At 55.6% G+C, this 21,026-nt stretch carries 14 protein-coding genes; 12 read left to right on the top strand and 2 right to left on the bottom strand.

Annotation, left to right across the window (positions count from 1 at the left end):
- The first annotated feature begins 13 nt into the window (after positions 1-13).
- The 5 genes from G6R38_RS25455 (at position 14) to G6R38_RS25435 (ending at position 6,278) form a co-directional block, all read left to right on the top strand.
- Positions 14-1,606: an aldehyde dehydrogenase (NADP(+)) gene (locus G6R38_RS25455; protein ID WP_166831622.1), complete on the top strand. Its 1,593-nt coding sequence runs from the start codon at positions 14-16 to the stop codon at positions 1,604-1,606.
- A 157-nt stretch (positions 1,607-1,763) separates the two neighbouring features.
- On the top strand, positions 1,764-2,765 hold the full coding sequence (locus tag G6R38_RS25450; RefSeq protein ID WP_166831621.1) for a sugar phosphate isomerase/epimerase family protein: 1,002 nt from the start codon (positions 1,764-1,766) through the stop codon (positions 2,763-2,765).
- A gap of 228 nt (positions 2,766-2,993) precedes the next feature.
- Complete coding sequence (locus tag G6R38_RS25445; protein WP_166831620.1) at positions 2,994-4,385, top strand: glutathionylspermidine synthase family protein; 1,392 nt, start codon at positions 2,994-2,996, stop codon at positions 4,383-4,385.
- A 271-nt stretch (positions 4,386-4,656) separates the two neighbouring features.
- A complete protein-coding gene (locus G6R38_RS25440; RefSeq protein ID WP_166831619.1) occupies positions 4,657-5,298 on the top strand; it encodes a histidine phosphatase family protein in 642 nt (213 codons plus the stop codon).
- Positions 5,299-5,933: 635 nt separating this feature from the next.
- A complete protein-coding gene (locus G6R38_RS25435) occupies positions 5,934-6,278 on the top strand; it encodes a hypothetical protein (protein WP_166831618.1) in 345 nt (114 codons plus the stop codon).
- A 140-nt stretch (positions 6,279-6,418) separates the two neighbouring features.
- Here G6R38_RS25435 and G6R38_RS25430 read toward each other — a convergent pair whose 3' ends face one another.
- Positions 6,419-8,422, bottom strand: a complete 2,004-nt coding sequence (locus tag G6R38_RS25430) for a hypothetical protein (RefSeq protein WP_166831617.1) — start codon at positions 8,420-8,422, stop codon at positions 6,419-6,421.
- Positions 8,423-8,791: 369 nt separating this feature from the next.
- On the opposite strand from G6R38_RS25430, the gene fbp reads away from it, so the two are divergent.
- A complete protein-coding gene (gene fbp, locus G6R38_RS25425; protein WP_166831616.1) occupies positions 8,792-9,814 on the top strand; it encodes a class 1 fructose-bisphosphatase in 1,023 nt (340 codons plus the stop codon).
- Positions 9,815-9,823: 9 nt separating this feature from the next.
- On the opposite strand, the gene G6R38_RS25420 is transcribed toward fbp, so the two are convergent.
- Positions 9,824-11,281, bottom strand: a complete 1,458-nt coding sequence (locus G6R38_RS25420; RefSeq protein ID WP_166831615.1) for a cytochrome P450 — start codon at positions 11,279-11,281, stop codon at positions 9,824-9,826.
- Between the two features lie 244 nt (positions 11,282-11,525).
- On the opposite strand from G6R38_RS25420, the gene rsmH reads away from it, so the two are divergent.
- The 6 genes from rsmH (at position 11,526) to G6R38_RS25390 (ending at position 20,745) form a co-directional block, all read left to right on the top strand.
- Entirely contained in the window at positions 11,526-12,476 is a 951-nt protein-coding gene (rsmH, locus tag G6R38_RS28170) for a 16S rRNA (cytosine(1402)-N(4))-methyltransferase RsmH (protein WP_240928380.1), read from the top strand.
- 3,250 nt (positions 12,477-15,726) lie between these two features.
- On the top strand, positions 15,727-16,053 hold the full coding sequence (locus G6R38_RS25410; protein WP_166831613.1) for a hypothetical protein: 327 nt from the start codon (positions 15,727-15,729) through the stop codon (positions 16,051-16,053).
- The gene (locus tag G6R38_RS25405; RefSeq protein ID WP_240928379.1) at positions 16,007-17,812 is read left to right on the top strand and encodes a peptidoglycan D,D-transpeptidase FtsI family protein; all 1,806 of its coding nucleotides are present in this window, start codon (positions 16,007-16,009) and stop codon (positions 17,810-17,812) included. Before G6R38_RS25410 ends, G6R38_RS25405 begins: the two co-directional genes overlap by 47 nt.
- 241 nt (positions 17,813-18,053) lie before the next feature.
- Positions 18,054-18,944 (top strand): DUF6677 family protein, encoded by an 891-nt coding sequence (locus tag G6R38_RS25400; RefSeq protein WP_166831612.1) that lies wholly within the window; start codon positions 18,054-18,056, stop codon positions 18,942-18,944.
- A 75-nt stretch (positions 18,945-19,019) separates the two neighbouring features.
- Positions 19,020-19,229: a hypothetical protein gene (locus tag G6R38_RS25395; RefSeq protein WP_166831611.1), complete on the top strand. Its 210-nt coding sequence runs from the start codon at positions 19,020-19,022 to the stop codon at positions 19,227-19,229.
- Between the two features lie 124 nt (positions 19,230-19,353).
- Complete coding sequence (locus G6R38_RS25390; RefSeq protein ID WP_166831610.1) at positions 19,354-20,745, top strand: MFS transporter; 1,392 nt, start codon at positions 19,354-19,356, stop codon at positions 20,743-20,745.
- The last annotated feature ends 281 nt before the right edge of the window (positions 20,746-21,026 follow it).

Below are 21,026 nucleotides of genomic sequence, written 5' to 3'. Positions count from 1 at the left end.
CCCCGAAGAAATCATGAGCCGACAACCAGTTTTGATCAACGGAGCTTGGACCGAATCCAACGCTAGCCAAGTCTTTCATGCCGTCAATCCGGCGACTCGGGAATCGTTGGAGGCGGCTTTTCCGGTCAGTTCGTGGGAGGAATTGGAGTCGGTGCTGAAGGCGGCGGATGCGGCTTTTCAGGAGGTTCAAAATTGGCCAGGAAGCCGATTCGCGGACTTTCTCGAAGGGTACGCCGACGAAATCGAAAAACGGCAAGATGCACTTGTTGAAATGGCGAATTTGGAGACGGCGTTGCCGGTTTCGCCTCGTCTGCGGGATGGTGAGTTTCCTCGCACGACCAATCAACTCCGGCAGGCCGCCGAGGGAGCCCGAACCGGTTCGTGGTCGCGTCCTATCATCGATACGACAGCGAACATCCGCTCGAAATTCGCTGCGATCGGTCCCGTCGTTGTGATGGGGCCGAACAACTTTCCGTTCGCGTTTAACAGCATCGCGGGCGGAGACTTCGCCGCCGCCGTGGCTGCCGGGAATCCGGTAATTGCCAAAGGTCACCCATCACATCCGGGGACCACGAAATTATTCGCCGAAGCAGCGTTGGCGGCCGCAAAAGCGACGAAAATGCCCGATGGCTTCGTCCAATTGGTTTACCGAACCAGCCATGAAGACGGTGCCCGACTCGTCTCCGATCATCGTGTCGGTGCGATCGGGTATACCGGGTCCCGTCATGCCGGTCTGGCTCTCAAAAAAGCCGCTGATGAAGCCGGAAAACCGATTTATCTCGAACTCTCCAGCATCAATCCGGTTTGCATTCTGCCAGGATCGCTTCGCGAACGATCCGCAGCGATTGTCGATGAATTTGTCGGTAGTTGCTTGATGGGAACCGGCCAGTTTTGCACAAATCCGGGGCTTGTGTTGCTGCTGAAGTCGCAAGAGTCCACAGATTTTATTCATGCAATCGTGCAGCGATTTCAGGATGCTCCAAGTGGGGTTTTGTTGGCCGAAGGGGTTCTCAAATCGGTTTCGAATGGCGTGCAAACACTTCAGTCCGCAGGAGCAGAATTGCTGTGCGGTGGTGCCGATGCTGATGCAACTGGATTTCAGTATCAGAACACATTGCTCAAAGTCGATGGCGAGAAATTCTTGGAACGCCCTGAGGAATTTCAGACCGAAGCATTTGGGAATGAGTCGTTGATTGTCGTTGCGAACGACGTCAGTCAATTGGTGGAAATCGCGGCGGCTTTGGAAGGCAATCTGACGGGCTGTATCTATAGTGACACCGATGGTACCGACGACGACATTTACAACCGAATTGAGCCAAAACTGCGTCAGCGTGTTGGCCGTCTACTCAATGATAAAATGCCGACAGGTGTGGCCGTCAGTCCGGCGATGAATCACGGCGGACCATTCCCAGCGACTGGGCATCCGGGGTTTACGGCGGTCGGTATGCCAACGTCGATTCAACGTTTTGCTCAACTTTTGTGCTACGATAACGTTCGTCCCAATCGCCTCCCTGCCGAACTTCAGGACGAGTCAACGATTCCGGGTCTTTGGCGATGTGTCGATGGGCAATGGACGCAAGATTCCATCACCAACCCCGCGTCCTGAGAGCATCTCACGACACCACGACAAAGCAATCGGCTTCGTTGACATTTCGGGAAACCTCATTTACCGTGAGGTTCCCGTTGGATTGACCCATCCAACACAACCAGTTCACCAAATTTCGCTTCTTCATTGACATACCCTGACGACGAAGGACTGCGCTATGCCCCGTCCCGTAACTCTATTCACTGGCCAATGGGCTGACCTACCGTTAGAGACGCTTTGCAAAAAAGCGGGCGATTTCGGATATGACGGTCTGGAACTTGCGTGTTGGGGAGATCACTTTGAAGTCGACAAGGCGTTGTCCGACGACACCTATTGTGCGAAAAAACGTGATTTGCTGGAACGACATGGACTGAAATTGTATTCCATCTCGAACCACTTGGTTGGGCAAGCGGTGCTGGATCGCATCGATGCTCGTCATCAATCCATCTTGCCGGAATATGTCTGGGGAGATGGCGACGCGGATGGCGTCAACGAACGGGCGATCGAAGAGATGAAGAACACCGCGCGAGCCGCTCAGAAGTTGGGCGTCGGCGTGGTCAACGGGTTTACGGGGTCTTCGATCTGGCACCTCATCTATGACTTCCCGCCAACCCCACCGGAGATGTTCGACGCGGGCTATCAATTGCTCGCGGATCGTTGGAATCCGATTTTGGACGTCTTTCAAGAATGTGGCGTCAAATTCGCGTTGGAAGTCCATCCAACAGAAATTGCCTTCGATATTTACACGGCCGAACGGTCACTCAAGGCACTTGATCACCGCGAAGAATTTGGGTTCAACTTCGACCCCAGTCACCTGATTTGGCAAGGCGTCGATCCGGTTGAGTTCATTCGGGCGTTCCCGGATCGGATTTACCACGTCCACATGAAAGATGCCAAAGTCACGTTGAACGGGAAGACGGGGATTTTGACCAGTCATCTCGGGTTCGGCGATCCGCGGCGTGGTTGGGATTTCCGGAGTGTCGGTCGTGGTGGCGTTCGCTTCGAAGAGATCATTCGTGCGTTGAACGCGATCGGTTATCCGGCGGATGCCCCGTTGTCGGTCGAATGGGAAGACATGGGGATGGACCGCGAAGCCGGCGCGACCGAAGCCGCTCAGTTCTGCAAGAATGTCGATTTTGCTCCGTCCAATACTCGATTTGACGCGGCGTTTGCTGACTAACCTTGGTCAATTTGTGTAGCAGACGGTTGACGTCTGGTGAACTTGTGTCGGGGGACACGGGTTTCTGGCCATATTTGAGTTATGAAAACCATGCCCCCCACGCGCTCGCAATGGAATCAGTCAAGTCGATTGACTCAACCCCAGTGCAATCCATCATCAACCGGCAACAAGGAAGACCGATCGGGTGAGCCTGGCTTTCGACGTTTGAACCATCAGAAAAGGGTTCCGGTGGCCCCCCGTATTGATTTGAATTCCACGTTTGCGTTGCATGATCGGTTGCTTGGTCGCTGGAGAGATGATCCGAAATCCTGTCAGGCGGCCTGCGACCATGCCAGCCAAACGCTCTCCGACCGAGAAACGAAGTTCGAGGGCGCGCGGAGCATGAATTTCGCACTCTCGGCGTTGTTACTCAAACAGCAACACGTTGAGACGTTGCGAGAGATCGGAGAGTCGTTGCATCGCATCGCTGAAAAGGCGATGGATTGGGTGCTGAGCGACCACGACCGATTCATCCAGTTCTTTCGCGATCACGAACGGATGTGGCCTTGGCTACGGAAAGCTTCGCACTCACCCCATTGGCAAGGCGTGAGCCGGTTTGACGCGGTCATCACGGCTGATGGGCAGGTCCGGATTCTCGAATTGAACACGGGATGCCCGGCGGGTTTTTTTCATGCGGAGAACTTTTCCGATGTGACCGCCCGTGCAATGGTCGAGGCGGGAGCCATCCCCGCACACGCAGCGACAAGCCGCTACGGCACGATCCCGGAGCGAACACTTTGTGATGAGCTTCTTGAGATTGAACGTCAAGGAACCCATGAGCAAGGTTTGATTGCACTCGTCAATGACGAAAACGAACTGCAGAACGAGTTAGCTCTGTTTCAACGCAAACTCCGCTCGCGTGGTCGTCGGGCGGAAATCGTGAATGCGAGAGACATTCAATGGAACGGTTCCCAGGCGACCGTTCACGGCGAACCGATCTCTCTGGCATATAACAAGATCCGGATTAGCACACCGAATAGTCCGGGGCATCACTGGCGACCGGGATTCGAAAATCGTTACGCCGGCTATTTGGAGGCGATCGCGAAAGACGGCGTGGTGGCGGTGAATAATTTGGCGTGTCTGACAGTTGGTGAGGACAAGGGATTGCTCGAAGTCATGCGGACGCCTGAGTTCACACGCCAATTGAGCGATGCGGAACGTTTGGTCGTGGAACATCATGTCTTGCGTACCGTGCGTCTTCGCGAAGGGCTTGTCGATTGGGACGGTCAGACGATCGACCTACTTCCGTTCGTTCAACGGAATCGCGAACGGTTGGTGATCAAACCTGCCAACGAGGGCCGTGGATTCGGGGTGGTTGTCGGCAAATTTGCGACGCCATCGGAATGGGAAGCGGCGTGCGAGCTGGATCCTTGCCTGCCAAAGGTCGTCCAAGAGTTCACCGAACCGGCGTCACTAGAAGTTCAACGCGACGCCAACCATGAATCGATGTCACACTTCCTGACAGTGGGGCTGGCGATGATTCGTGGGCGGTACTCAGGTTTGTTGTCCCGTGTTTCGACCAATCCGGTGACGAATGTCGGACGGGACGGGGTTGTTCAAGCCGTCTTCGTCGAGAATTAGTCGCGGCGGAATTGAGACTCTGATGCCTATGCAGGAAGCTGTTCGGGTTGACGACAGACTTTCTTAACCAGTGATGCAATCAATACTTGGGTGGCATGCTCACAGCTCGAGGTGGGCATGGGCCAGCGACGTTCGAATGTCCCCTCGTGCTACCCAGTATGTCACCTGTATAACAGTTTCTTGCCGTGCTGAATCCGCTTGCGTTCGTCGTGTTCTCCGCCTATGTTACGCCATCGCTGGCGACATGCGACTATCACCGGAAGAGAACATCATGCTACCGCCTGTTGAATCTGACACTACCTATCTTCTATTGATCCGTCACGGTGCGACCACTGCAAACGAAATGCGGCCGTATACGCTGCAAGGACGAAGTGTCGATCTCGACCTCAGCCCGACGGGGCAGGCGCAGGCGGTGGCGGTTGGTGAGTTCCTCAAGTCGGCACCATTGAGCCACGTTTATGCCAGTCCTCTCAAGCGGGCACAGCAGACTGCCGGACAAATCGCACTGCATCATGATTTGAATGTGCAAACGCTCGAAACCATCGCTGAAGTCGATGTTGGACAGTGGGAAGGCAAACACTGGGACGGGATTATGGCCGAGTTTCCGGACGACTACCGGAAATTCATGGATGATCCCGGCGACACACCCTACCTGGGAGGGGAATCGTACCGCGATGTCCTCAATCGAACCGAGCCTGCGATGGCAAAACTCCTCGAACAACATAAAGGGGAAGCCATCGTCGTGGTCGCGCACAACGTCGTCAACCGAGCTTGGCTTGCCCACTTGTTAGGTCTTGAGTTTCGGCTTGCAAAGACGTTGGATCAGCAGAACACGTGCGTCAATGTGATCCGTCACAAAGACGGTGAAACGAAGTTGCTGACGATGAACAGCCATTTCCACGTGCCTCAATAGATACCCCACTGAGTTTGCAAAGAAACTCGATGTTGCGGAATCTCAACGTTCAGGCAATGAAACACTTTGATTAATCAAATTGTTCGCAAATCTGACGTTCCGATTTTTCGGACTGTCTTCTTTCAGCAACATTCTCTTCTAGTGATTCGTTGCAACCCGTTTGATGTTAACGGGTTATGTCTTGTTCGTGGTTGCTGTCCTCGGGGCGGTTTCCCACGGTCTTGCGTTCTGGCACATGAACTGCATTTGAACGTCTTACATGAACGCTGCGGTACTAAGTAGCGTTCTCTATGACTGTTTTAAGCTGTCATGCTCAGAGTCTTCGCAATACTCGAGTGTGAGAGAGACCCGAGGACTGTCGCCGCAACCGACAGTCCTCGTCGAATCAAAATCGGTCCATTCGATGGCCGATCCGAATACAACCTGCAGGCGCATCTCGGGAATTGCCCGGATGCAAAGGCAATCGATGGGGAGTGGATCAGACTCAACCATCAATGTGTTGCCGAAATCGAATTCTTCGTTCGTGCACAAACGCGGAATTCACCGTCTACACGAATCACGGGGCTTCGGCCGAAGATTGGTGACATGTTCAACAAGATATGCTCTCTCAAGAATTATCAGAAGGTAAAATCTCAATGCTGAAACAATTGCTCAACGACGAAGCTGGTTTCATCGTCTCGGCTGAACTTGTCATGATCGCTACGATCCTTGTCATCGGCCTCGTTGTTGGCTTGAGCGAAGTCGCTCACGCTGTGAACTCCGAACTCAATGACGTCGGCGAAGCCATCGGCTGCCTGAACCAAAGCTATGGCTACACCGGCTTCTCCAAAGCTAAAGACGATGGCAACGGCGGAATCTTCGGCAACAACGCTGCTGTCAGCTTCGGATGTGTCTTCGTCGATAGCCTCGACGACTGCGACAACAACGAGTGCGACATCGCTTGCGGCCCAGTTGCTCCAGAGGTTCCAAAGAACAACTAATTTGACGCAAAAAAGGTCGGCGGCTTGAAGATTCAACCTCACTGTTGACCAGCGATCAAAACCACAAACCCCGCGGACGAGTTTACTCATCCACGGGGTTTGTTCTGTTTTAGATGCGTTTCCGACTTCGTCGATGCTGCTTAGACATGTTTGAAGCGAAAGCGGTAATCGTCACCGGATTCCCGGTCGATCCAGTCGTGCAAACCAAGGTAGAAATCGCGGTTCCATGGTGTTGCGGTTCGTTCGACTCGCACCCAGTGGGCGTTCGATCGAGCTGCCGGAGTGGCAATCTGCATCGGCTCGGTGGAAATCGCAATCACGGGGCAGCGGAAGCGATCCGCCAGGCTTTCCAAATCGCGGAGCATTGGCTCTTCGAAATGCCAGTTGCGTTCGTAGCTGGTCCAATGCGAGAACTCACCGAGATGGTCCACGAAGACCGCACCCAGTTGCCGATCGTTGAACAGCGACTTCAACACTTCGACGGTTTGTCGCTCGATGTTGCCATCGACGAACTGAATTCGTTCAGCCCATTGACGCAAGCGATCCACTGACTCATCCACTAACCATGGTTTGTCAGCGTATCCACCACGTGGGTCCTGGCCGATCAATCGGGTTTGAATTTCTTCGACCGACAAGCCTTCACCGTCGGACAGCCGCCGGGTCATTTGAGCGATGACGCCGAGTGTGATTTCTTCTTCGGTGAACTCGCGGCAGACCACGACGGAAGTGCCGGTCCAGTTTTCCAGGGCGTGCACAATTCGGCCGCACAGTTCGGTGAAGCGTCCTCGTCGTGTTGCTTGAGCCAACACGGTGACGGTGCCGGCATGACGATCCGTCCCATCGCAGCTGAGAAGATCTTCATCGACTCGGTGACGATCGTCGTTTCGGATCAGTCGTCCGACCACATCACCGACCGAAACGCATTCAGCTTTTGGAGCTGGGGCTTGGAGGCTGCCCAAGCGTGATTCGACCAAATCGCGAGCCAATTGGAAGTGACCGCGACGCAGTGCGTCATCGACATCGGCGATCAGGTCGTGCATCGCACGACGATCGTCAAGATCGGTCAATCGTTCGGCCTCGGCTTGCAACCACGCACGCAAAGTTGTGTAGCGTTCCGGTTTCGGTTCGACTTTCGCGACGGGTTTCGTGCCATTACGGCGGGCCGGTTCCGTCACTCGGTCGGTCCACCCGAAGGATTTCCCGTGGAATGCACGGCTTCGGTATTCCAGAGTTTTGCGGCAGGCGGATACGCCGTGCTTACGAGTGAAATCGGCGAGGGTTTCGTCATCGCCAATACGATCGTGATCCAAAACGAAGATTTCCGGAGCACTGCGAGCGTGCAACGCATGATCGAGACAGCTCCGCACATCGCGGTAGCAGGTGGAATCCTTTCGGAAGGCAAGCACCACCGACCGCACACCAAGTTTCGCGAGTTGTTGCCAGCGAGTTGCGGTAAATTCGGGACCGTCGCCAGCAATTGCGAAGACGTTTTCGATGCCGCGAGATTGCAGGTAGAACGCGTCGGCCACGTCCTCGACGAGAATCACTTCCGAAGACAGAACTACTGAGGTCAGAGGGGAACTCAAACCGCAGGCAGGGACACCCGAGAACTTTGGTCCGCGGGCAAATCGGTAATGGGCTCGTTGACCGGGATTGGGAGTCGGAACGAACGCGACCACATCGACGACTTCACCATTCGCATCGCAAATGGGTGCGACCAAGCAACCTTCCCAATCCCCGTGCCGATGTCCGTCGGAATCGGAGACCAAGCCGGATTCTTCGATCGCCGTTTCGCCGTAGCCGATTCGTCGGAGATAGCTGCGAACCTCGTCCGCAGTCGGATACAAGCCAAAGTTGAGAGCCAAGATGTCATCGAATGACAGGCCACGGCTCTCCAGAAATCGCACGGCGGCGGCGAGAGTCGAACGATTTCGATGGTGATCGTCAGCGTGACGCAGGTCCGCGGGATGGAACTGCAGGTGATTGATCAGGTCCGCGTAGATCGTGACTCCGGTGCCCGAAGGTTTGACGGGAGTTTCGTTCGTGGGACGTGGCGGCGTCGGATTGTTCGGCGTGACCCGCTGAAACAAGGCGGGATGACGTTCTGGGTTGATGCGAGTCCGCGTTTCGGTTCGGTCCGACATGGGGCTTCCTTTCCACCAAATGGAGCGTTGCTTGTCTCGGGAATTGTCGATTTGACTTTTGAGTGATGTAATTTCTACAAGGCTCTAAGTCACTCGGATACAAATCCGCTGGGTCTAGCGACTTTTACGTTGTAGAAGACTCGTTTGCCTGTTCAATGCAATTCGGGTGCCGACCGCAGAGAAAATTTCGTTCGCAAACCGCTTTCGAAGAGAGTGCCCGCGATTTCGTTTTTTGGGCGATTTCTGGTGACTCACAACCGGGCGAGTCGGTTGCGTGAAAGTGGGTCGCGGGGCACAATTCAGCATCACAAGCTCAATCTCGCCCGGACGGGTCGCGCCGCCCGTTTCAGAAGACTGGAAAGGTCACCGATGGAACCCGTTGAAGCACCGGCGTTCGCCGAAAAGAATCCGATTGTCACCGTCCAACAGCACATCTTACGGGAACAACGTCGGTTTCCGGGGGCGTCTGGCGAGTTTTCGTTCCTGCTGTCGGGCATCACCCTCGCGACGAAAATGATCGCAGCCCGTGTTCGCCGAGCCGGTCTGACCGACACGTTTGGAGCCGAAGGCGGTATGAACGTGCAAGGCGAGGTCCAACAGAAACTCGACGTCTACGCCAACCAAGCGATGATGCACTGCTTGGCGGTTCGAGAAAGCGTGGCGGTGTTGGCATCGGAAGAAAACGAGCAACCGCAGATCGTCGACGAAGGCAATCCGAATTCCCATTATGTCGTGGTGTTTGATCCGCTCGATGGGTCGTCGAACATTGATGTGAACGTCAGTGTGGGAACCACGTTTTCGATTCTGAAACGCGCGGATGGAGCCACTCCGGACGGGGGGCACGAGGCCGATGTTTTGCAAACAGGTGCAAAGCAAGTCGCAGCCGGTTATGTGATGTACGGTTCGTCGGTGATGCTCGTTTACACCTGCGGACACGGCGTGCACGGTTTCACGCTGGACCCAGCCATCGGTGCGTTCGTGCTCAGCCACGAGTACATCCGGATTCCCAAGCAGGGTAAGTACTACTCGGTGAACGAGTCACACTTTGAATCGTTTCCCGAACCGTACCAAAAGTTCCTGACCCGAATTCGATCGGGAGAATTGGGCCAACAGTACAGTTCACGCTACATCGGCTCGATGGTCGCAGATTTTCATCGCACGCTTCTCAAGGGCGGAATCTTTTTGTATCCGCCGACGGCGAGCAATCCGGAAGGAAAACTGCGGCTGTTGTACGAAGCGAATCCGATTGCGTTCATCACCGAGCAAGCTGGCGGCGTCGCGACGGATGGCGAACACCGCATCCTCGATAAAGTGCCTTCCAGTATCCACGAGCGAACGTCGTTGGTGGTCGGTGGGCAAGTCGAGGCGGCGGAATTCGCACGCTGTTGGTAAGAAATCGACCTACGCGGCCTTCCGAGACGGTTTGGCCGCCGGTTGCGTTTGGATTGGCAGTTTCACGAGATCGTGAATGTTGCCTTGCACGGAATTTTGGTCGAATTGGCCATCCGGCTCGTGCAGGGTCACAGGAAGTTCACCAAGCGGGGTCAACATCGTCGACCGAATGGCCCCGTTGACTTCGCTGCCACTCACCGCACTGAACCGAAAGCGTTTGAGCATACTCGGCAACGTGATTTTGAGAATCATCATCGCCAACGGTGCGCCAATGCACATGCGTGGTCCGTTCCCAAACGGCAAATACGCATACGGCGAAACCGACAGCGTTCGCCAGCGATCCGGTAGGAACGCGTTGGGCTCTTGGTAGATTTCTGGCAGACGGTGTGTGATGAATTGACTGAAAATGACAGGCTCACCCCGACGAAGGCGGAACGGTCCCAGATCGACCGGTTCCGCTGCGATCCGTTGCGAATATCCCGAGGCAGGCATGATTCGCATGCTCTCTTTGAGAACTCGTTCCGTGACCGAAAGGTTTTCAATCTCTCCGAGGTTCGGCGATGGCTGTTCGACGAGTGTATCGATTTCCTGCCACAATTCGGACATGATTTCCGGGTGCTGCGTCAGCAGGAAGATTGTCCAACAAAGTGTATGAGCCGTCGTCTTGTGAGCCGCACCGAACAACAGTGCCACATGCCCGACGAGATTTCCGTCATCAATCTTTACGCCTTGATCATGTGCTTGAATCAAGAGAGACAGCAAATCGCTACCGCTGGCCCCTCGTGATTTTTTCAGGTTGATCATGCCGAGAATTTCCTGTTCCAAGGTTTTTCCCAACGTCATCAATTCGTCGTAGCCATCGGTGAATTGTTTCCCGGCGATGAATGCTCCCATGCCAATTTCGTGATTCATATGAATCCACTCGTCGAGCATGGCACCGATCTGGTAAGCCAACTCCGGTTCATCTAGCCCGAAGAGCAAGGCACTTGTCACACGCAGCATGTAATGCGTCATGTCTTCATGCAGATCGCGAGTCTCTCCGACCTGCCAGGAGTCCAGCATTTCCGTGACCAACTGCGTCACTGGTTCGGCATACTGCCCAATGACCTGCTTCTGGAACGGCCCCATCACAAGTCGACGATGTTGCTTGTGTTCGTCGCCATTCATGCTGAGCAAGCCACTCGTGAGTCGTCGTTGCGGCGACCGTTTGCCACCTCGCAGGGCGAAGAATCGCGAGTGAAATGTTCGGGCGTCACTGAGGACACGTTGCGTCCATTTGGGACCGAACACGAAAAACAGCCGATGCGCCCCGTCTTGCAACCCGGCAATTTCCCCATGCTCCGCGTTTAATCGTCGAAGAACCGCGATGGGGTTCGAGGGAAAGTCGAGCAGGCTTCCCTCGGTCAACGGCAGTTCGGAGTCCGATTCGGAGTGAGACAATTTCGGGAAGGTTGAATGCGAAGTCATTGCGAGTCGTTCCATGACTGATAGCGGGGATCGCGTGGCAATTCCGTGACGCGACCTGTCACTTACCCCAAAACCGACAATTGGGTCAACCCGACATTTTGTGCCGAAACAGCGATGAAAGGTGTATCAAAGGCGGTCGATCAGTTTTGATCTTCGCGCGCCAGGGTTTTTCGTCTAGAACCCTGCGGATTCATCATTCAGGCTCACTGAGTCTTCGGACTCAACTGCACCCTCAGGTTGACGCATGGCAGCTCCCGATCGACAATCCCAACGGATTGGCAACCCGGTTCACCGACCGGTGTTGTTGCGGGAAGTGATGCGCGAAATGGAACTTTCGTCGGGGCTTACGGTACTTGACGGAACTGTTGGAGCAGCCGGACATAGCCAAAAGATCTGGCAGAAAATCCGACCGGACGGCACGTTGATTGGGCTCGACCGCGATCCCATGATGCTCGCCTATGCAAGCACGAAACTGCGATCGGATGCCGCCGACGCGCAGCGGATCATCTTGGAACATGCAAGCTATGCCGACGCGGCGAGTGTTTTGGAATCGCATCAGATTGACCAAGTCGATCGAGTTTTGCTCGACTTAGGATTATCGTCTGACCAGCTGGCGAGTGACGATCGTGGTTTCAGTTTCCAGGCGACCGGTGATTTGGATCTGCGATTCGACCCATCACGCGGACACCCGGCTTGGAAGATGCTCCAAAATTGGAGCGAAACCGAGTTGTGCGAAATCTTCGAGGAATATGGCGAAGAGCGGTACAGTCGTCGGATTGCCGCCGGCATCGAGCAACATCGACAGGAAAACTCGAAGCCGCTGCGTTCGGCCAAAGAATTGACGGAAATTGTGCTGCGGTCCGTTCCGAGTTCGGCTCGGCAGGATGCCAAAAAGCACCCGGCGACGCGGGTCTATCAAGCTTTGCGAATTGCAGTCAATCAGGAATTGGATCACCTTCGGCAAGCCCTGGATGAGACCTTGCCACGGATTGTTCGCCCGGGGGGGCGTGCACTCATCATCACGTTTCATTCGTTGGAAGACCGCATGGTCAAGGCAGCATTTCGAGGTGCGTCATGGCAGACAACCCAAACCGGCCCGAGCAAAGCCCTCAAACCCATCTCAGCCAGCCCGGACGAGGTGCGTCTCAACCCCCGCGCCCGAACGGCCCGGCTCCGCGTAGCAATCCGAGCGTAAACGCACGAGAACCCAATGCTCCTGCTCCGAATGCGGCCACTCCGAATGCTGGGGCGAATCCACCTCAGCCACGACCGAGTGGCCCCGCGACCCGGAGCATTCCGGTTCCGAGACCATCGGCTCCGGGGGTGAATCCGAACATTGGGCAATCGGCGAACACGCAGGAACCACCGGCCTCAACGACCCCGACATCATCTTCCACGTCGTCCGCGAGTACGCCAGGAGATCGGTCGGTACCTCCATTGGGACGTGCTCACACCGCCGCCGGTAATGCAATGCGATTTCTCGATGACTCCAGCTTGCCCCCGTCGTTGCCGTCCGCTTCCGTAGCGGCGTTGGCTGCGCACGCGGGAATCCTGGATTCGTCCGAAGACCCCCAGCGACCATCGTCGGTTCAAGACTCACCGACACCGAACAGCACGCCCAATTCCTATTCAACCGGCGCTCCAAACGCGACTTCCCGAACCCCACAGACACCGCCCGCTCCCACACGGTCCGCGTCAGCTACACAGCCGGTTCCTTCGACAAGAGAAACACCTTCGCCACAATCGCAATTCAATTCATATCGGCCGAACGCAAATCCCCAACAACCGGCTCCGACACAGCCGTCCAAGCCGGTACCGAGTTCCAAAGCTTCACCAAGTCAAGCTGTGACGGCTCCACGATCTGTTCCGCAGCAACAGGAGCAACCGAATCCGACCGCAGCATCACAACCGTCCGAAATGGACTGGGGAGTCGATCGGAAATCGAAACGATTCTCGATGGGAACCAAGTTGGGACTTCTCGGTGTCACCGTGTTGTTGGCGGGTTTCGGATATGTTCTTTATCGCAAGGCTGAACAGAACAAAGCCCTGGGCAGCGGTCTGTTGGCGGCAGGTGAAGAACCCTCCGCCACGCATGTGACTCCGGAACCAAGTTCACCGGCGCCAGCAGCACTCACGCCACCTCCAAGTCAGGACAAGTCGGCGATCTCGTTTGATCAACCGATGTTCCCTCAACCGATCCAGCAGGCGAGTCACGAAGTTCCCGCAGTCGAGACCAACGTTGGTGCTTCGGATGTCGGGACAGCCACCGAACCGCAGACGACAGTCGTCGAACCCCAAGCTACAACGGTGGCGGTTTCGCCCGGCGGAAACGCGGAGCCAGCGCCGGTCCCAGACAGCCCAGCCGAGAACCCTCTCAATTTTGAACCAGCGGTTCCCGTTGACACCCCGAACGCCGACTGGACCGGTGTGAAAGTGACGGCCTCGGAACCCTTACCCGAAACGTCAGCCGATATCGAAGTGACCGCCCCTGCCCCGACGGAGTCTGCACCGTTCACGGCTGAAAATCCGTTTGGTGCCGTCGAGATCTCAGACGCGACCGCAACGATGCCCGCTGAGGAAGTCAATGCAGCCCCGGCTGCCACGCCACCAGACTTAGGCCCGACAACTGAATCCGCAGCCCCGGAAACATCGGAGCTGCCCAAAGAAGACGACACTGCGGCGGTCAATTCACCTGTCGCAACGACTCCACCAGTAGCAACCGAGCCTCCGGCGGCGCCCTTTGATTTCGCTCCGGCCCCAACAGGTGATGCCGCTCCTGAGATGGCTACCGACGACGTTGTCACGGTTCCGGTCCCGGTTCCAGATCCGGCGGCGGAATCGCAGGAGACGCCGGCCATGGTGTTCTCGGAACCGCCGGCTGAGGTTGTCGAAACCGCAGCGGACGTTCCTGCATCACCAGCCCCAGAGGAATCGAACCCCGCTGCTGTACCGGACTTTGCTGCTTCCGAATCCGTAGCCGAGGTCGCCACGGAGACACCAAGTGTTCCGTTTGAGCCGGCCGCAGAGACAGTTCCCGAGAACACGGTCGCGGTCAACGAACCCGCTGCTTCCGCACCACCATCAGAACCGGCCGTCTTCGAGGCAGAATCACCGTTCGGTTCATCCGAACCGATGGCCAGTCCGGTCGCCAGTGAATCGACGCCATCCGACATCAAAACCACTGCGGCTGAGACTGCGACGGCCCCCGATCCATTTTCCCAGAACGATCCGTTCGCTGGCGACCCTTCGACACCGCCGGCGGCAATCAATGCAGAAGTGGAATCGCCTATGGGTGTTCCGCTCCAACCGGGCGAGCCTGACTTGCAACCCGTACCAACTGCGGTGACTGAGCCGATGGTGATCGAGGAGGCGGTCGTTGTGGACGAACCTGCGACGGCCCCCGTTCCATTTACCGAGACGCCTTCGACCGACGAACCGGTCCCCTTTGCCAAATCCGTGCCGTTTGATCAAACCAAACCGGGAATGGAAGCGGTACCGAGTCCTACAGATTATGGTACCGAAGCCGCTCCGAATGAACGGGCGACAGCGGAATTGTTTGGCCCGGTTGATCCTCCTGCAGGTAACGAGACAGCACTTCCTGTCGCTCCCGCTCCGATCGACGTGCCGGCACCGGCTTCCGATCCGATTCAGCAAACTGCCGGCGATACGGGGGAGCCCAAAGACGCATTCAAAACGGAGAACCCGTTCACGAACGAGCCTTCCACCGAACCGGTTGACAAATTTGCGATTGATACGCCCGGTCCGGCCGCTGGCAACGCCGACGGTACACCTGCCGTGCAGATGTCGAACGACTACGAGCCCGAATTGGTGCCCGTGCCGACTGCAAGTTCTTCCGATAAGTTCGAACCTGATGCGCCAGCGTTCAAGGCGGACGAAATTGATGTGTATGAAGTCCGACCACGTGACAACTATTGGTCGATCTCGAAGCGGGTTTACGGCACTGGGCGGTATTTCACAGCTCTTGCTCGATTCAATCGCGAACGTATCCCCGATCCGAAAAAAATGCGTCCGGGCATGAAGGTCATGGTTCCTACACGGGAAGCACTCGAACAAGCCAATCCGGACTTGTTTCCCAAACGTGTGCTCAATACCGACCCCGCGGGAGCGGATAGCGGTTTCTTTATGGACGAAAACGGCACGCCCCGTTTTCGGGTTGGTAAAGAAGACACGCTGGGAAGCATCGCGCATGCTCATCTGGGCCGATTCTCCCGATGGACCGAGATCTATCAGTTGAACCGGCAGCGATTAATCGATCCCAATAAATTGACGGTCGGCACGGAACTTCAGCTTCCACAGGATGCCAGCCGAGTTCGAGTTGTCAGCGCGGAAGTCATTGGACGATAAAAGTCGTAGGTTGGAACGCATCGGTTGCTTGACTTTGAGCATTCGGCGCACGACGAATTTTGTCATGAGTTCTCCGCGTTATGGTATTTCGATTTGTCGGTAGTTTGACGTTGATCGTTTCGATTGCGTTGATCGGTGTGGGACTGGAAAAGGCGAATCTTTCGTTGCACCGAGAGATCAGCCGTCAGCATTACCGGACCGACATCCTTCGCGAAGACTACGCCCGCTTGCGGTTGAAGAGTCAGGAACTCGGGGCACCGACGAACATGCTCGAAGATTTGGAATCCGGTCGAATCCCGGTGCGGGCTCCGGAACGGGTTGCGAACGGTGGCCCCCGAAAAATGCCGTTATTGGAGTGGCGTGGACGAGTCCCAACGATCGATTCCGAACAGCCCAATCGCCGCTGAGCCGATGGACTCCCAGGCATCATCGAAGATGTTCATCTGGCGGAGTCGTCTCGTTGTGGCTGCGATGACTGTCGGATGGCTCGTGCTTGCCTGTCGTTTGGTGCAGTTGCAAGTCATTCAACGTGACGAGCTCAGTGCAATCACCGAACGCCAACACACGCGCACTGTTACCATCTCCGCGCGTCCCGGAGACATCGTCGATCGACACGGACGATTGCTCGCAACAACGGTCACCGCAAAAAGCCTTTTTGTCGATCCGCATCGACTCACCGCCCCATGGCCAACGGCACAGCGACTCGCCGCCGCCTTGAACATGGATGCCGATATGCTGTTCTTGCGGCTCTCGAAGTATCGCCACAAACGCTTCTTGTGGATCAAACGACGTTTGACGGAATCGCAATTACAATCCATCGTCGAGTTGAAATTGCCACGTGGGACTTTTGGGTTTCGTGACGAATACCTTCGCAAGTATCCGCAGGGGCAATTGGCGTCGCATGTGGTTGGGCTTCGGAACATCGATGGGATTGGCCGCGGTGGAATCGAGCAGACCTTCGACGACATCCTGCGAGGTCACGACGGCACGCGACAGCTCACTCGAGATGCACGGGGGAAAGTGGTTCAAGTCCGCGAGGAAGTCGTGTCGGCACCAAAACATGGCCGAACGGTTGTACTCACGCTGGATGCGGTGATTCAACTTTACGCGGAGCGGGAACTTGACCAAATCGTCGAGAAATGGAACCCGCGAGGTGCATCCGCGATCGTTATGGACCCCCGAAACGGTGAAGTCTTGGCGATGGCATCACGTCCGGGATTTGACTTGAACAATCCGCGTGGAGCAGTGAACCGCGCCTGGCGGAACAATGCGATTGCGTCGATGTACGAGCCAGGGTCGACTCTGAAACCTTTCTTGGTGGCGTCCGCGATTGACGATGGCGTGCTTCAGCGTGACGAGACTCTCCATTGCGAACATGGTGCCTACCGGATGGGGCGGCGAATTCTGCACGATCATCATTCCTACGGCGAACTTTCCGTCACGGATGTTTTGGTGAAGTCGAGCAATATCGGCATGGCGAAAGTCGGCGAGCGGCTAACGAATGCGGGGCTTCATGCGTCGGTGATGAATTGGGGGTTCGGTCGGAAAACGGGCATCGAATTGCCCGGCGAAGTTGATGGGCTAGTCCGGCCAGTGGAGCAGTGGAATCACTATTCCACGGGGTCCGTGCCGATGGGCCATGAGATCGCGGTCACTCCGTTGCAGCTGATCACGGCTCATGCCGCGCTGGCGAACGGCGGACAATTGCTAGCTCCTAAGATCGTTCTCGCGGACACGGATGCCCTGTTCGATGATCGGCAATCCCCTTCCGAGTCCGTCGTTTCCTCGCAAGTGGCATCAGCCGTGGCCAGCCGCGATACAACTACCTGGCTCGTGCAAGGCCCCATGCGGGAAGTGATCACTAGGGGAACCGGTCGCAATGGCCAATTGGAGGGGTACTCCGTCTTCGGCAAAACCGGGACTGCTCAGAAACCGGATCCGCAGACAGGAAAGATTTCTTCCCGTTATCATGTTGCGTCGTTTGTATGTGGGGCTCCGGCGGACGATCCACAGGTCATCGTGTTAGTCGTCGTCGATGAACCGACCGGTGGGCCAAACCACTATGGAGGCACCGTGGCCGCTCCTGCTGCCGCCAAGTTGCTAAGACAAACGTTGATCCACCGACGCGTGCCCGGCAAGATTTCTTCCCGAGACGATCGGTTGTGAATTTCCCGCGTGGTCTCGGGACCGTGTGCAGAATTCACACACGTTGACATCGCTTTGTAACTCGCCCTATACTCTCGGCGTTGCCAATATTGATATTGGTGAAGCAAACAATTCGCAATTCCAAAACGAATTCGTTCCGCATCTGTTCCGACTCCAGAAACTTGAATCGTTTGTACTTTGATAGAGCAGACGGTGTCGACGGGATCGGTCCGAGAGAACGATTGCTAGAGATCGAGGCACGATGGCCGACCCTCGCGTACCCCTCAAAAATCCCGCATTAGCCGCCATTTTGGCGTATTTCTTGCCAGGTGCGGGACATCTCTACCAAGGACGGATTTTTAAAGCGGTCTTGTATGCCGTTTGTATCTGGGGCATGTTCCTGTATGGCATGCAGAAGTCTGGTTGGTCCGCGTTGCATACCCACCAGATTTCAGGTGGCGACGGTCACGGACTCCACTGGCAACGCAACTGGGGTTTTCTCACGCATCTGGGAATTGGAACTCCAGCGACGTTCGCGTTTCTGCAAACAAAACGGTTCCAATCGGAGTCGAACCAAACGAGCCGGCAATTGGACGGTGAATTGGTGTCCGACTTCAAGGGCATTGCTTACGACATCGTGCCATCCGAAGGATTGGCCGTCGCCGGACGCATCCGACTGAATACACGTCAGACGGAATATGGTCCGGAAGTCTCCGGGGTGTTCTCTGGTGATGGTTTGTTTCCTGATGGGGAGGTCAAACCGGTCGAGTTGGAATTACAGGGCGGCTTTTTGATTGGCCCTCCATATGCTGGCGATGATGCCCGCGGACTCGAAATCGACATTCTGAAAAGCGATTCGGGACCCTCAAGTGGAAGTTTGAACGGCGTTGTGCCCCGAAGTCTGTTCAACCGAGTCGGTATGCCAGCCACCGAGCAGCAAATCGAGCGTCTCCATGGGTTGCGGGGGAAAGGGTACGAGTTGGCCTTGGTTTACACCTGGATTGCGGGACTGCTCAACATTCTCGCGGTGTGGGATGCCTTCGCCGGTCCTGCCTATGGATACGGCGACGAAAAACCAGATGCCGAGGATGATTCCGCGAAGCAGCCGGAAGACCTCTCTGCATCCGAGCCCAACACTGCTCCCACAGCCTGATCGCCCAAAAAACGGCACCGACTTCACTGTTGATCACCGAACTTTCGACGCCAGAACTTGCTATCGAGTGCGATCATGTTTGACAACCTCATGCCGATTTTCGCGAACCTCAATATCTCTTGGCATTTGGTTCCGTTGGCCGCAATGATCAGCTTGGTTTACAGCGCCAGTCGCGTGGAATTGCCAGCCGCGATCATTCAACGCTCGGTACGGTTGTTCCTGACCATTTTCCTTTTTATGGGGGTGGTTTTCGCCATTCTTTGGGTGCTGTCGCTGGGGTTATAGATCAAATTTCCTCGGTCACCAATGATTGACATTCTGGACAACGACGGAAAACTCACGATTTGACTCGCTGAAAACAGATACAACAGACCGCGACATAGCCCAAATCTCGGGCGAAGGATCTTCGATGCCATCGGAAGCTCAAGGGGCGGATTCGATTCCTCCGCTATCGCGAGACCGTGCGTTTTATGGTGTGCTCGTTACACAGTTTCTCGGGGCCTTCAACGACAATCTTTTCAAACAGCTTGTATTGCTGATCTGCGTCACCGCCACGGTGAATTCCGGCGGCGGAAGTCTTCAAGGCTACGCGACCGCATTATTTTCCTTGCCATTTGTGCTGTTTTCGGGGGTTGCGGGGTTCCTTTCGGACCGTGTCAGCAAGTACAGCATCATTGTTTCCAGCAAGGTGGCGGAAGTTGTCATCATGTCGCTCGGCGGGGCGGCGTTGATGATCGGGCAATACTGGCCGGAACTCCGGGTCCCGTTGCTGTTCGTAGTGTTGTTCCTCATGGGAACACAAAGCGCGTTCTTCGGTCCTTCGAAGTATGGCATTCTTCCGGAAATGTTCCGCAATCGAGATTTGCCGCACGCCAATGGCGTCATTCAAATGACGACGTTTCTGGCAATCATCTTCGGTGCTGCCTTGGCCGGATTCCTGAAAGACTGGTACGGCGACGCGGTTTGGCTTGGCACGATTTACTGCGTCGGCATCGCAGTTGTGGGAACCGTTTCTTCGTTGTTCCTGCGAAAAACACCAATCGCCAAGCCGGAATTGCAATTCGATTGGTCCGCCTGGATCGTCACCAAAGACGTTTGGCGAATGATCGGGAGCGACCGTCAGCTTCTCGGAGTGCTTCTGATTTCATCCGTGTTCTGGTTTCTCGGTGGACTCACGCAGCAGACCGCAAATACGCTCGGAAAAGCTCACCTTGGCTGGTCGGATACACGAACAAGCTTGATGGTGGCGACAATCGGGTTAGGAATCTGCCTTGGCTGTGTTTCCGCGGCGGCAATGTCCAAGGATCGGGTGAGCTTCGGTGTGACCAAAATCGGAACGTGGGGTCTCATCCTTAGCTTTGTTGGGCTGTGGTGGATCTGCCCATCTGGAAAAGCAGTCACATTCGTGCAGAAGATTGCATTGCCCATTCCCTCGAAAATCGTCGGTGATATCCATTTTCGACCGGAAGCCATCGCGGAGTTGCTCGTTCCGCTGTCCGGCTTTGAATGGAAGCTGCGGGGTTTAATGTTGTTGACCGGGTTGTCCGCCGGGATGTTCGTCGTCCCGCTGCAAGTGTTTATGCAATCTCGACCACCAGCCGAATACAAAGGCCGGATGATCGGCGCGATGAATCTCATTAACTGGATAGGAATTGTCTGTTCAGGTTTGTTCTTCTCGCTGGCCACTGCTCTACTCAACGGCTTTCAACTTCCGTTCCCATGGCTGTTCCCTGTTATGGCGGCGTTCCTGCTACCGATTGGCCTGTTTTACCGGCCGCGAAGTGAAGCGTTATCAGTGTAGCGGACAGTCACTCTACGGCCCGGGAACTGAGGAACGACATTTTCTCAAAAACTTCGCGGCAGTCCGTTGACGAACCGCGATTGGCTGCTATTATTCCTCTCACCCGCGAGACACTCTCTGGTGGGTTTTTGATCTTTGACAACTTGGTTGATAGATTGTGTGTGAGCAAGATTTGAGTGGAAAATCGGCTCTGGTCTGGTGTTGCTACCAGACGGTTTGCTGTTGAAAGCTAGCCGCTTTTAATGGCGAGAATGAGTCGTGTTTTGCGCATAAAAGGCCGA

The sequence above is a fragment of the Thalassoroseus pseudoceratinae genome (assembly GCF_011634775.1).
In the GTDB taxonomy this organism is placed as follows: Bacteria; Planctomycetota; Planctomycetia; order Planctomycetales; family Planctomycetaceae; genus Thalassoroseus; species Thalassoroseus pseudoceratinae.
Note: the sequence above shows the minus strand (reverse complement) of the source record. Positions and strands in the feature narration are given on the sequence as shown.